Origin of the sequence: Pararhizobium sp. DWP3-4, assembly GCF_049898205.1 — a bacterium.
GTDB lineage: Bacteria > Pseudomonadota > Alphaproteobacteria > Rhizobiales > Rhizobiaceae > Pararhizobium.
In genome coordinates this window covers 75,947-89,098 of record NZ_JAFCXF010000008.1, presented here as the reverse complement: position 1 = coordinate 89,098, position 13,152 = coordinate 75,947, and the positions used below count along the sequence as shown (strand labels likewise).

The 13,152-nt window shown below is 61.9% G+C and carries 13 protein-coding genes; 6 read left to right on the top strand and 7 right to left on the bottom strand.

Going from position 1 to position 13,152, the window contains the following annotated elements:
• Nucleotides 1-3: 3 nt before the first annotated feature.
• The 6 genes from ACP7E6_RS20565 to ACP7E6_RS20540 form a co-directional block, all read right to left on the bottom strand.
• Nucleotides 4-1,326, bottom strand: a complete 1,323-nt coding sequence (locus tag ACP7E6_RS20565) for a dihydrolipoamide acetyltransferase family protein (protein ID WP_426231569.1) — start codon at nucleotides 1,324-1,326, stop codon at nucleotides 4-6.
• Between the two features lie 2 nt (nucleotides 1,327-1,328).
• Entirely contained in the window at nucleotides 1,329-2,342 is a 1,014-nt protein-coding gene (locus tag ACP7E6_RS20560; protein WP_426231568.1) for an alpha-ketoacid dehydrogenase subunit beta, read from the bottom strand.
• A 1-nt stretch (nucleotide 2,343) separates the two neighbouring features.
• Nucleotides 2,344-3,576 carry a 3-methyl-2-oxobutanoate dehydrogenase (2-methylpropanoyl-transferring) subunit alpha gene (locus tag ACP7E6_RS20555; protein WP_426231567.1) on the bottom strand — a complete coding sequence of 411 codons (1,233 nt, stop codon included), beginning with the start codon at nucleotides 3,574-3,576 and terminating at the stop codon, nucleotides 2,344-2,346.
• Between the two features lie 66 nt (nucleotides 3,577-3,642).
• The gene (locus ACP7E6_RS20550) at nucleotides 3,643-4,770 is read right to left on the bottom strand and encodes an acyl-CoA dehydrogenase family protein (protein WP_426231566.1); all 1,128 of its coding nucleotides are present in this window, start codon (nucleotides 4,768-4,770) and stop codon (nucleotides 3,643-3,645) included.
• Between the two features lie 24 nt (nucleotides 4,771-4,794).
• Entirely contained in the window at nucleotides 4,795-5,982 is a 1,188-nt protein-coding gene (locus tag ACP7E6_RS20545) for an acetyl-CoA C-acyltransferase (protein ID WP_426231565.1), read from the bottom strand.
• 21 nt (nucleotides 5,983-6,003) lie between these two features.
• Nucleotides 6,004-6,771 carry a 3-hydroxyacyl-CoA dehydrogenase gene (locus ACP7E6_RS20540; RefSeq protein WP_426231564.1) on the bottom strand — a complete coding sequence of 256 codons (768 nt, stop codon included), beginning with the start codon at nucleotides 6,769-6,771 and terminating at the stop codon, nucleotides 6,004-6,006.
• Here ACP7E6_RS20540 and ACP7E6_RS20535 point away from each other — a divergent pair.
• Entirely contained in the window at nucleotides 6,770-6,991 is a 222-nt protein-coding gene (locus ACP7E6_RS20535; protein WP_426231563.1) for a hypothetical protein, read from the top strand. The genes ACP7E6_RS20540 and ACP7E6_RS20535 overlap by 2 nt on opposite strands.
• On the top strand, nucleotides 6,967-8,001 hold the full coding sequence (locus ACP7E6_RS20530; RefSeq protein ID WP_426231562.1) for an AraC family transcriptional regulator: 1,035 nt from the start codon (nucleotides 6,967-6,969) through the stop codon (nucleotides 7,999-8,001). The genes ACP7E6_RS20535 and ACP7E6_RS20530 overlap by 25 nt, the downstream gene beginning before the upstream one ends.
• A gap of 21 nt (nucleotides 8,002-8,022) precedes the next feature.
• Here the strand turns inward: ACP7E6_RS20530 and ACP7E6_RS20525 are convergent, their stop codons facing one another.
• Entirely contained in the window at nucleotides 8,023-8,709 is a 687-nt protein-coding gene (locus ACP7E6_RS20525) for a GntR family transcriptional regulator (protein ID WP_426231561.1), read from the bottom strand.
• 182 nt (nucleotides 8,710-8,891) lie between these two features.
• Here ACP7E6_RS20525 and ACP7E6_RS20520 point away from each other — a divergent pair, with 182 nt between their 5' ends.
• The 4 genes from ACP7E6_RS20520 to ACP7E6_RS20505 all read left to right on the top strand — a co-directional run bounded on the left by ACP7E6_RS20520 (nucleotide 8,892) and on the right by ACP7E6_RS20505 (nucleotide 13,120).
• Nucleotides 8,892-9,926, top strand: a complete 1,035-nt coding sequence (locus ACP7E6_RS20520) for a 4-hydroxythreonine-4-phosphate dehydrogenase PdxA (RefSeq protein ID WP_426231560.1) — start codon at nucleotides 8,892-8,894, stop codon at nucleotides 9,924-9,926.
• Nucleotides 9,927-9,995: 69 nt separating this feature from the next.
• Nucleotides 9,996-10,985: a tripartite tricarboxylate transporter substrate binding protein gene (locus tag ACP7E6_RS20515; RefSeq protein WP_426231559.1), complete on the top strand. Its 990-nt coding sequence runs from the start codon at nucleotides 9,996-9,998 to the stop codon at nucleotides 10,983-10,985.
• Between the two features lie 62 nt (nucleotides 10,986-11,047).
• Nucleotides 11,048-11,548, top strand: coding sequence for a tripartite tricarboxylate transporter TctB family protein (locus tag ACP7E6_RS20510; RefSeq protein ID WP_426231558.1), 501 nt, complete (start codon nucleotides 11,048-11,050; stop codon nucleotides 11,546-11,548).
• Between the two features lie 33 nt (nucleotides 11,549-11,581).
• A complete protein-coding gene (locus ACP7E6_RS20505; protein ID WP_426231557.1) occupies nucleotides 11,582-13,120 on the top strand; it encodes a tripartite tricarboxylate transporter permease in 1,539 nt (512 codons plus the stop codon).
• Nucleotides 13,121-13,152 lie beyond the last annotated feature (32 nt).

The window sequence follows — 13,152 nt, the reverse complement described above, 5'->3', positions numbered from 1 at the left end:
GGCTCAGCTTTCAATGAAAATCAGCGCGGGGGTTTCGAGCAGGGCCTTGATCCGCTGGACGAAGGTCGCGGCATCCCATCCGTCCACCACCCGGTGATCGAAGCTGGATGACAGGTTCATCATCTTGCGCGGGATGAACTGACTGCCGTGCCAGACCGGCCGGGTCATGATCTTGTTGACGCCGACGATCGCCACTTCCGGATGGTTGATGATCGGCGTCGTGACGATGCCGCCCATCGCGCCAAGCGAGGTGATGGTGATGGTCGAGCCGGACAGTTCTTCACGCAGCGCCGAGCCCGTGCGGGCGGCTTCCGCCAGCCGGACGACTTCGGCTGCACAATCCCAGATGCCGCGCGCTTCCGTATGGCGAACGACAGGCACGGTCAGGCCCGCCGGCGTCTGGGTGGCGATGCCGATATGCACGGCTGCGTGACGGCTGATGATGCCTGCGTCATCGTCGAAGGTGGCGTTGACGACGGGCTGTTCGTCGATGGTTTTCACCATCGCCCGCATCAGGAACGGCAGGATCGTCAGCTTCGTCTGGTCCGGCTTGCGCGTCGCATTCATCGTCGCGCGCAAGTCCTCCAGATCGGTGACGTCGATTTCCTCGACATAGGTGATGTGGGGAATGCGCGAGGTTGCCAGCACCATCTTCTCGGCGATGCGGCGGCGCAGGCCGGTGACCTTGATTTCTTCGACGGCGGTTTTCTTGGCAAGGCCGGTCGGCGCCGGTTGCGGCTGCGCCCCACGGGCAAGGAACTGGTCGAGGTCGTCATGGGTGATGCGCCCCGCCGGGCCGGTGCCTGTTACTTGCCGCAAGTCGATGCCACCGTCTTGCGCCCGAAGACGGACGGCAGGCGAAGCAAGCGGCTTGTCCCCAGGTGTTTCAGATAGGGCACGCCTTCCCTTCTCCCCCGCGGGGAGAAGGTGGCCCGCAGGGCCGGATGAGGGGGACGGCTGAACAGGTGGGGGCGGCGGAGAGGCCCCCTCATCCGCCCTTCCGGTACCTTCTCCCCGCTGGGGAGAAGAGGAGGCGGCCGTCACCGTTTCCGCCATCGGAACCGCCTCTGCCTCACCGCCCTCGCCTGCGACCTGAATGCGCACCAGCGGCGCCTTGACGGCGACGGTGTCGCCGATCTCGGCGCCGAGCCAGAGAACGGTGCCGGTGACCGGCGACGGGATTTCGACGGTCGCCTTGTCGGTCATAACGGCGGCAAGCACCATATCTTCGCGGATGGGATCGCCGACCTTGCAATGCCATTCAACGAGCTCGGCTTCCGCCACGCCTTCACCGACATCCGGCATCTTGATAATGAATTCACCCATGCTCACGCCTCCATCACTTCGGCAAGCGCGCGGCCAACGCGGCCGGGGCCGGGGAAGTAATCCCATTCCTGCGCATGCGGGTAAGGTGTGTCCCAACCGGTGACGCGAACGACGGGGGCCTCCAGATGGTAGAAGCAATGTTCCTGCACCAGTGCCGTGAGTTCGGCGCCGTAGCCCGAGGTCAGGGTCGCCTCATGCACTACGACGCAGCGGCCGGTCTTGGTGACCGATTGCACGATCGTATCGAGATCGAGCGGCAACAGGCTGCGCAGGTCGATCACTTCGGCATCGATGCCCATCTCTTCGGCCGCTGCCAGCGCCACATGGACCATGGTGCCATAGGCGATCACAGTCACCGCAGAGCCAGGACGGCGGATTTCCGCCTTGCCGATCGGGATGCTGTAATGGCCCTCCGGCACTTCGCCCAGCTCATGCTTGGACCACGGCGTTACCGGCCTGTCGTGATGGCCGTCGAAGGGGCCGTTATAGAGGCGCTTCGGCTCAAGAAACATCACCGGGTCGGGGTCTTCGATCGAGGCGATCAGCAGGCCCTTGGCATCATAGGGATTGGAGGGCACGACGACTTTCAGGCCGCAGACATGGGTAAACAGCGCCTCGGGGCTCTGGCTGTGCGTCTGGCCGCCAAAAATACCGCCGCCGGTCGGCATTCTGAGCACGATCGGGCAGGTGAAATCCCCGTTTGAACGGTAGCGGATGCGGGCGGCTTCCTGGGTGATCTGGTCATAGGCCGGGTACATATAGTCGGCGAACTGGATTTCGACACAGGGTTTCAGGCCATAGGCGGCCATGCCGATCGCCGTGCCGACGATGCCGCTCTCGCTGATCGGTGCATCGAAGCAACGGGTCTTGCCGTATTTCGCCTGAAGCCCCTGAGTGCAGCGGAAGACGCCACCGAAATAGCCGACGTCTTCACCGAACACAACCACGTCGTCGTCACGTTCCATCGAGACGTCCATGGCGCTGCGCACGGCCTCGATCATCGTCATTCTGGCCATGTCAGTATCCTGCCTTCTGCCGCTGGCGGCGAATATGGGGCGGCATCTCGGCATAGACGCCTTCGAAAATATCGCGCACCGAGGGTTTTCCGCCGGCATGCAGGGTGCCGTGGGTCTCGGCCTGCTTCTGCGCCTGGATCACCTCGTCAAGAATTTCCGCCTCCGCCTGCACATGCCGCTCCTCGGACCAGGCGCCGCGCACGATCAGATGCTTCTTCAAGCGCAGGACAGGATCGCCGAGCGGCCACGCTTCGGACTCTGTCTTCGGGCGATAGGCGCTCGGGTCGTCGGAGGAGGAATGCCCCCCGACCCGGTAGGTCACGTATTCGATCAGCGTCGGACCGAGATTGCGGCGGGCACGCTCGGTCGCCCAGAGGGAAACGGCATAGACGGCGAGATAGTCGTTGCCATCGACCCTCAGCGCCGGAATGCCGAAGCCAAGGCCGCGCGCCGCAAACGTGCCGGAGCCACCGCGGGCAATGCCCTGGAAGGTCGAGATCGCCCACTGGTTATTGACGATGTTGAGAATAACCGGCGCCTTGTAGGTAGAGGCGAAGACAAGTGCCGAATGGAAATCGGATTCCGCCGTCGAGCCATCGCCGATCCAGGCGGCGGCGATCTTGGTGTCGTTCTTGATGGCGGATGCCATGGCCCAGCCGACGGCCTGGACATATTGGGTGGCGAGGTTGCCGGAAATGGTGAAGAAACCATGCTCCTTGGAGGAATACATGATCGGCAACTGGCGACCGCGCAGCGGGTCTTTTTCGTTGGAGAAGATCTGGTTCATCATCTCGACCATCGGATAATCGTCGGCAATGAGCAGGCCTGCCTGGCGATAGGTCGGGAAGTTCATATCGCCCTTTTTCAGCGCCTTGCGGAAGGCGCAGCTGACGGCTTCTTCGCCCAGATGCTGCATGTAGAAAGACGTCTTGCCCTGCCGCTGCGCCATCAGCATGCGGGCGTCGAACGCCCGCAGCTTCATCATGTGCTTGAGGCCGGTCAGCAATTCCTCATCCGACAAGAGACCAGCCCAGGGGCCGACGGCTTCGCCATCCCGGTTCAACACGCGGATGATCGAATAGGCGAGATCGCGGATGTCTTCAGGCGCAGCATCAACCTCGGGGCGCGGCACGGAGCCGGCCTTGGCGATGTTGACATTGGAAAAATCCGGCATGCCGCCGGGCCGGACGGCCGGTTCCGGAACATGCAGGCTCAATTGCGGGAACTCGGTCATGCCGTGCTCTTCCTCCCATTTTTGCCCTTGCCTTCCAGTCTCCTCCCGGAAGTAGGGCTCATTTTCTTATAGACTACGTGCAATGACGATGCGTTGCACGTCGCTTGTGCCTTCATAGATCTGGCAGATGCGAACGTCGCGATAGATGCGCTCGACCGGGTAATCCGACATGTAGCCGTAGCCGCCATGGATCTGGATCGCGTCCGAGCAGACCTTTTCGGCCATTTCCGAGGCAAACAGTTTTGCCATCGACGCCTCTGTCAGGCAGGGTTCTCCAGCTTCCTTCAGTTCGGCCGCATGCAGCACCATCTGCCGCGCCACTGTTATCTGCGTCGCCATATCGGCAAGGCGGAAGGCGATGGCCTGATGTTCGATGATCGGCTTGCCGAAGGCTATGCGTTCGCGGGCATAGTCGCGGGCTGCCTCGAATGCCGCACGTGCCATGCCGACCGACTGCGAGGCGATGCCGATGCGGCCGCCTTCCAGATTGGCAAGTGCGATCTTGTAGCCCTCGCCCTCGGCGCCCAGTCGCAGGTCGGCCGGGATGCGCATATCGGTAAAGGCAATCTGGCAGGTGTCGGAGGAATGCAGGCCAAGCTTTTGTTCAACGCGCACAACCTCATAGCCCGGCGTGTCCGTCGGCACAATGAAGGCGGTGATGCCTTTCTTGCCGGCATCCGGATCGGTGACCGCAAAGACGATAATGACATTGCCGTTCTTGCCGGATGTGATGAACTGCTTGGCCCCGTCGAGTACGTAGTCGTCGCCGTCGCGCCGGGCGCGGGTGCGGAGATTGGAAGCGTCGGAGCCTGCCTGCGGCTCGGTCAGCGCAAAGCCGCCGATCCATTCGCCGGAGGCGAGCTTCGGCAGGAAACGCTGCTTTTGCTCTTCCGTGCCGAATTTCAGGATCGGCACGCAACCCACCGAACTGTGCACGCTCATGATCGTCGAGCATGGACCATCGCCGGCGGCGATCTCTTCAAGTGCGACCGCATAGGCAACAGTTCCGGTTTCTGAACCGCCATAGGCCTCCGGCACCAGCATGCCGAGGAAACCGAGTTCGCCCATCTCCTTCAGTTCACCTTTCGGAAACGCATGCGACACGTCGCGCTCGGCCGCACCCGGCGCCAGCCGTTCGCGGGCGAAATCGCGGGCCATGTCGCGGATCTGGATCTGCTGTTCAGACAGGATCATGTTTGGGTCTCCTCCCCTGCCCGATCAATGCCGCTCGACCGCAATCGCCGTCGCCTCGCCGCCGCCGATGCAGAGCGAGGCCATGCCGCGCTTCAGATCGTAATGCTCAAGGGCTGCCAGCAATGTGACGATGACGCGGGCGCCGGATGCGCCGATGGGATGGCCGAGCGCGCAGGCGCCGCCATGGACGTTGACCTTGTCATGCGGCAGGTCGAGATCGCGCATTGCCGCCATGGCAACGACCGCGAAAGCCTCGTTGATCTCGAACAGATCGACATCCTTCACGGCCCACCCGGTGCGTTCGCTGAGTTTTTTGAGCGCGCCGATCGGTGCGGTGGCAAACAGATTGGGTGCCTGCGCATGGGTGGAATGGCCGGTGATGGTCGCAAGCGGCGTCAAACCCCTGCGTTCCGCCTCGGAGCGGCGCATCAACACCAGTGCGGCCGCACCATCGGAGATCGAGCTGGCATTGGCAGCCGTCACCGTGCCGTTTTCGCGGAAGGCGGGCTTCAGCGTCGGGATCTTTTCGAGCCTCGCCTTGCCGGGCTGCTCGTCGCGGCTGACGACCTGTTCGGTCTTTCCGGCCTTCACGGTGACCGGCGTGATTTCACCGTCGAACGATCCGTCCTCGATGGCCTTCTTGGCACGGGTGAGCGAAGTCACCGCAAAATCGTCCTGGGCGGGTCGCGTGAACTGGTAGGCCTCGGCGCAGTCTTCGGCAAATGTACCCATCAGCCGTCCCTTGTCATAGGCGTCCTCCAGCCCGTCGAGGAACATGTGGTCGATCACCTTGCCATGGCCGAGCCGGTAACCACCGCGGGCACGATCCAGCAGATAGGGCGCATTGCTCATGCTTTCCATGCCGCCGGCAACGGCAATGTTGGCGCTACCCGCCAGGATCAGGTCGTGGGCCAGCATCGCCGCCTTCATGCCCGAGCCGCACATCTTGTTGACGGTACTGGCGCCGGTTGCGAATGGCAGGCCAGCGCCGATCGCCGCCTGACGGGCTGGCGCCTGACCCTGCCCTGCCGGCAGCACGCAGCCGAACACGACTTCATCCACCAGTTCCGGCTCTAAGCCGCTGCGCTCAAGGGCGGCGCGGATCGCGGCAGCTCCGAGTTCCGGCGCGGTGGCGCCTTGCAGGTCGCCCTGAAATCCGCCCATGGCGGTACGAGCGGAGCCGACGATGACGATGGGATCATGTGACGTCATTTGAAACCTCCTGAAACCGTCTCAACGCGGCCCCATGCGCAACGCGCCATCCAGACGAATGACCTCGCCGTTCAACATGGTGTTCTCACAGATATGGCGCACCAGAGCGGCAAATTCATCGGGTCGGCCGAGGCGTGGTGGAAACGGCACGCTCTTGCCGAGTGCTTCCTGCGTTTCGAGCGGCATGCCGGCCATCATCGGTGTTTCGAAAATACCGGGGGCGATGGTGACAACGCGGATACCGTAGCGGGCGAGTTCGCGGGCGATTGGCAAGGTCATGCCGACGACGCCGCCCTTGGAGGCCGAATAGGCGGCCTGGCCGATCTGTCCGTCGAAGGCAGCAACAGAGGCTGTGTTGACGATAACGCCACGCTCGCCTCCGCCGTCCGGTGCCTGTGTCCGGATGGCGGCAGCGGCGAGACGGATCATGTTGAACGTGCCGACCAGATTGATGCCGATCGCCTGCGCAAAACTCTCAAGACGATGCGGACCATCGCGGCCGAGAACCTTTTCGCCCGGCGCGACGCCTGCACAATTGACCAGGCCGTGCAGGTGGCCAAAGCTCTCAAGGGCTGCCGCAATTGCGGCCTGTCCGTCGGCGTCGCTGGTGACATCGGTGCGGATGAACCGGACGCTCGACCCCAGATCGGTGGCAATTTGCGTGCCGGCACCTTGATCGATATCGGCGACGACGATGCTGGCACCCGCCTCAGCCAACAGCCGCGTGACGGCCGCACCGAGACCGGAACCGCCGCCGGTCACCACAAAAACTTTACCAGAAATCTTCATGGCGCTGACCTTCCTGTGCGAAGGCGCGCGGCAGTCGGTCGTTGATCCGTCATGCAGCCTCCCCGCCGCGTTCCGTCCATCATGCCTGATTTCGATCATAGCATCTTGCCGGACTCTATCCTCGCGCGATATTGCAAGCGATGACAGAACTGTCCTTCATTTTTCGGCCGGTTTTGCCATACAGGAGGAAAATCGATGGTGGATGCTGACCGGCGAATGATCTCGCCTTCGTTTGTCGAAGAGGCGCTCGATTGCCTGCGCCGGGCGGGCAAGCCGACGACACCGTTGCTGGCTTCGCTGGAATTGCCCCCCGTGGTCGAAAACCCGATTTCCGCCGAAAGCTACGGTGCGCTCTGGCTGGCGGTTGCGGCAGAAGTGGACGACGAGTTCTTCGGCATGGGCGAACGGCCGATGCGGCGCGGCAGTTTTACCCTGCTTTGTCATTGCGTGCTGCATGCGAAGACGCTGGATCAGGCGCTTCGCCGGGCACTGCGTTTTCTCGGCGTGGTGCTGGAGGACCCGACCGGCGAACTGGTGATCGGCGACGGGCTGGCTGAAATCGTACTGACAGACAAGGGAAACGCCCGGTCGGCCTTTGCCTATCGCACCTACTGGATCCTGCTGCACGGCATCACCTGCTGGCTGGTCGGCCGCCGCATCCCGATCCGCCGGGTCGATTTCCGTTGTTCCGAACCTCTCGAGGGAGCCGACTACCGCCTGTTCTTCGGAGCGCCGGTGCAGTTTTCACAACCCGTCAGCCGTCTTGTGTTCGATCGTGCAGTGCTGAAACTGCCCATCGCTCGCACCGAACAGGCATTGAAGCAGTTTCTCCGTGGAGCGCCTGCCAACATTCTCGTGCGCTACCGGTACGATGCCGGACTTGCGGCGGCCGTGCGCGAGCGGCTCCGGCAACAGGCACCGGCGGCGTGGTCCGGGTTTGACGATTTGGCCGTGCAGATGCACATGTCGCCCTCGACGCTGCGTCATCGGCTGCAGGCGGAAGGCCACAGCTATGCCGGGATCAAGGACGAAATCCGTCGGGACCGCGCTATCGAAATGCTGCTGAGCAGTGCAACAAGCGTCGGCGAGATAGCCGCGCAGCTCGGCTATTCCGAACCAAGCGCCTTCCACCGCGCGTTCCGGAAATGGACCACGAAGAGCCCGGCGGCTTTTCGGCGGCAGACGGCCGTGTCCGGCAGCGAACAGGATCGCAATTCTGTTCAAGGCTAATGCGACAATGGTCGGCTTAAATCAGAGCGAATCGCGCACCCGGTCCCAAGCGTTGAACAGGTGCCGGCCGAGGACTTCGGAGAGCCCTGCCTTGTCGCGGGCTTCGAGCGCTTGGATCATCTCCTCGTGCTCGCTGACAGCGGCGGCCCATTTTTCCGGGCCTTCATGACCGATGAAGCGGATGCGCTTCAGCCGGGTTTGCAGCATGGCATGAATGTCGATCAGCGAACTGTTCTGCGCAAGCCGAACGATCGCAGTGTGAATGTCCTGGTTGAGCTTGTAATATTGCAGGCGGTCGGCAGCCTTGTAACGGTCTATCATCGCGTCATGCAGGGTCCGCACATGCGCGATCTCGGCGTCGGTCGCCGTTTCGCAGGCGAGACGGCCGGCGAGTTCTTCCAAAGTGCGCAGCACCGTCAGCATGTCATGGACATCCTTTTGGCTGAAGCGCTTCACTACGGCACCCCGGCTCGGCACCAGTTCCACCAGACCTTCGCTGGCCAGATATTTGATCGCTTCTCGCAACGGGGTGCGTGAAACGCCGAGTTGTTCGCCAAGCTGGCCTTCATGCAGGCGTGTGCCGGGCTCTAGGTCGCCCTCGATGATCATGTCGCGCAGGTGATTGACCAGTGTGTCATGCAGCGCGGTGCGCCGGATTGGTCCGGCGCTGCCATCGGCGCGGCGTTGCAATGAGGATGTCTCGTCCATGTCTTGATGCCTGTTCCGCTCGGGCGCTTGCGTTTCTGAATCGTTTTTTAGCGCATTGCGAACATGAAGACTGCCTGATCAGACGTCAACAAAAAATGCTGCATACAGAATACAAAAGACTTGATGCTGAATTATGAATGCCGTATGACGGTTTCAACAGCATGAAGCGGAGGATCTTCACTATGACCCTGAGCACCAACGACGCGCGTCCTGTCATTGCACTGGCCATGGGCGATCCGGCAGGCATCAGCCCGGAACTGACCGCCAAGCTCCTTTCGATGGACGATATCCGCGATGCAGCCCATCTGGTGGTGATCGGCGATCGCCGCATCCTCGACGAAGGTGCGCAATGTGCCGGGCTGACGCTCGATCTCGCTTCCGCATCGCTTGAGAATTTCGAGAGCGCCGGTACTGACCGGCATGTTTTCATCGATCTTGCACATCTCGATCCGGCTGATGTCGATCGCGGCGAGGCGACGCTCGCCGGTGGCACCTTCGCGACCACCAATTTCCGCACGGCACTGCAGTTGGCCGACAAGGGCCGGGCGCAAGCTGTCTGCTTCACGCCTTTCAACAAGAAGGCGATGCGCTTTGCCTATCCGGGCTATGACGACGAGATCCGTTTCGTTGCCGATGTCATCGGTTTTGCCGGCAAGGTGCGTGAGTTCAATGTTCTGGAGAAGGTCTGGAATGCGCGCGTCACCTCGCATATTCCACTGTCTGCCGTCGCGGCCAACCTGTCCGTCGATGGCATCCTCGCTGAAATCGAACTGACGCGGCAGTGCCTGAAGGCGGCTGGCTATGAAAACCCGCGCATCGCGGTCGCAGGCCTCAATCCGCATGCCGGCGATGGCGGCAGCTTCGGCATGGAAGAAATCGACATCATCGAGCCGGCCGTACAGTTTGCCCGCCAGCGCGGATGGGATGTCGAAGGCCCCTTCCCGGCCGACACGGTCTTCCTGCGGGCCCTGAAGGAAGGGTTCCAGGCGGTTCTGACGATGTATCACGATCAGGGTCAGATCGCGATGAAGATGATGGGTTTTGACAAGGGCGTGACGATGATGGGCGGACTGCCATTCGCTCTATGCACACCCGCTCACGGCACCGCATACGACATTGCCGGCAAGGGTATCGCCGACGTTGGCGCGAGCCGTGAGGCCATTCTTCTGGCGGCACGCATGGCGAAAAGAAGTGCGGCACAAGCCGCTGCGGCCTGAATTCGACCTGTTTTGGTTTCTACCGGCGTGGAGGAGGTCCATGCCGTTCATTCAACGGAGGAATTTTAGATGAAAACATCAGTCTCAATCGCATGCATCATGGCCGCCGCGTTCGGCGTTGCTGCCCCTGCAATGGCGTTCGAGCCCAACCGTCCGGTCGAGTTCGTCGTGACGGCCGGCCCTGGCGGCGGCACGGACATCTTCGCCCGCACCATCCAGTCGATCATTGCCAAGTATGAGCTGATGAAGGCGCCTGTCGTCGTCACCAACAAGGGCAGCGCCGGCGGTGCGGAAGGCTTCGTCTATACTGCTGGCTACAGGGGTGATGCCTACAAGCTCGCCTTCGGCACCAACAATGCCTATCTGCTGCCGGTCCGCGCCAAGGTTCCCTACAAGTCGGAAGACCTGACGCCGGTCGCAGCGCTTGCAGCCGACGAGTTCGTGCTCTGGGTCAACGGCAAGGCAGACATCAAGACGGCCGCCGATTTCGTCGCCAAGGCAAAGGAATCCGGCAATTACAAGGTTGGCGGCAGCCAGTCCAAGGATGTCGATCAGATCCTGACCTCGATGATCAACGATGCGGCGGGTACCAAGCTTGGCTACATCCCGTTCAAGAGCGGCGGTGAAGCAGCCGTTCAGCTGGCCGGCGAGCACATTGCCGCCAACGTCAACAACCCGAGCGAAAACCTCGGCCAGTGGCAGGCCGGCATGGTCAAGCCGGTCTGCGTCTTCAAGTCGGAGAAGCTGAAGAGCGAAGGCAAGGTTGCCGGCGAGCAGGGCTGGGGCGATATCCCGACCTGCAAGGAAAGCGGCATAGCCATTGACAACTATTCCATGCCGCGCACCGTCTGGCTGCCGGCCGGCGTCGAACAGGACGTTGTTGATTTCTACGCCGGTGTGCTGAAGAAGGTGTCGGAGACCCCGGAATGGGCCAAGTATCTCGCTGATACCTCGCAGTCTGCCGACTACATGAGCGGCGCGCAATTCGCTGATTTCATCAAGACCAATGAGGCTTCGGTGACGCAGGTGCTGAAGCGCGAGGGCTGGCTGGCGAACTGAACCCCTTAAGGTTCCCTGCGGACGCTAAAAGAGCGTCCGCACCTACCGGAAAGGTTTGAACGATGAGCGACAACACCGCCAAGGGACTGTCACGTTTCGCCATGGAAACCGGCGTCGCCCTGTTGACCGGCGCCTTCGGTGCCGCCGTCTGCTACGGATCGGTCGAGGCTGGCACGGGCTGGACCGACATGGGCCCCGATGCTGGCTACTTCCCCTTCTATATCGGCCTGCTGATCATGCTGGGCAGCGCCGCCAATCTGATCGCCGCTCTGATCAAGCATCGTGGCAGCGGCGAAATATTCTTCGAGGCTTCGCGCCTCAAGGTCGTGCTGTCGTTTCTGCTGCCGCTCGTGGCCTTTGCCGCAGTTGCTACCTTTCTCGGTCTCTATGTCGGGACTGCGCTCTATATCGCCGGCGCCATGACATTCCAGGGCCGCTACAAATGGTGGATCGGCCTGCCTGCAGGCATCACTGTCTCGGTTCTCTTCTTCGTCATTTTCGAAATCGGCTTCAAGGTTCCGCTCCTGAAAGGTCCGGTCGAGGCATGGTTCGGGATCTATTGATCCCACCTGCCTTGTGTCTTTAGGAGGAAAGACATGGAAAATATCGGTCTGCTGATCGACGGCTTCGGCCATATCCTGAGCTTCAACCATATCCTGCTGATGATGCTCGGCGTGACGCTTGGCATCCTGGTCGGCGTGCTTCCCGGGTTGGGGGCTCCCAACGGCGTGTCGCTGCTTTTGCCGCTGACATTCTCGATGGATCCGATTTCGGCGATCATCCTGTTGTCCTGCATGTACTGGGGCGCGCTGTTTGGTGGATCGACGACATCCATCCTGTTCAACATCCCCGGAGAGCCCTCGTCTGTCGCAACGACGTTCGACGGCTACCCCATGGCGAAATCCGGCCAGGCGAGCCGGGCGCTGACGCTTGCCTTCGTCTCGGCCGGTATTGGCGCGCTCGCTGGGGTGGTGATGATCACGCTGCTGTCCGGCTGGGTTGCTAATTTCGCGTTGCGCTTCTCGTCGCCCGAATATTTCGCCGTCTATTTCCTCGCCTTTGCCAGCTTCATCTCGATGGGCGCGCAATCGCCGTTCAAGACGCTGGTCTCGATGATGCTTGGCTTCGCGCTGGCATCGGTCGGCATGGACACGATCTCCGGCAACCTGCGCCTCACCTTCGATATTCCCGAGCTGATCAAGGGCGTTTCCTTCCTGATCGCCGTCATGGGCTTGTTCGGTATCGGCGAACTGCTTTTGACCACCGAAGAGGGCCTGCGTTTCGAAGGCATAAAGGCGCGCGTCAAGCTCTCCGAAATCGGCCGGACGCTGATGGAAATGCCGCGCTACTGGTTCACCATCCTGCGCTCCACCATCATCGGCATCTGGATGGGCATCACGCCTGCCGGACCGACGGCTGCGTCCTTCATGAGCTACGGCGTTGCCCGCCGCTCGGCCCGGGACAAGTCGATGTTCGGCAAGGGTGACCCGCGCGGTATCGTAGCGCCTGAAACGGCCGACCATTCGGCTGGCACGTCCGCCCTGCTGCCGATGCTGGCGCTCGGCGTGCCCGGCTCGGCAACCGCCGCCGTCATGATGGGCGGACTGATGATCTGGGGCCTGACGCCTGGGCCGACACTGTTCACCGACCGGCCGGACTTCGTCTGGGGTCTGATCGCCTCGATGTATCTCGGCAATATCGTCGCGGTCATTCTGGTGCTTGCCACCGTGCCGCTCTATGCGTCGATCCTGCGCGTGCCGTTTGCCATCATCGGCCCGATCATCGTCGCCGTCATCTTCTCCGGCGCCTATCAAGTGGCCAATTCGGTGATGGATATCTGGCTGGTCATCGCCTTCAGTCTGCTCGGCTATATCTTCAAGAAGCTCGACTATCCGCTGGCACCGCTGGTTCTGGCCATGGTGCTCGGCGACAAGGCGGAGGATGCCTTCCGCCAGTCGATGCTGATGTCCAATGGTGAGCTCTCGATCTTCTGGTCGAACAGCCTTGTTTCCGGCCTGATGGCATTGGGCCTGGCACTGCTTCTCTCGCCGCTGGTGTTCTGGCTGATCGGTCTTGTCCGTGGTGCCAAGACGGAAACGACGACATCGGCCAATGATGGAAAACCGGCGGACTGACCGGCCCGCGCATGTCCCGGAAATTTCAAGGA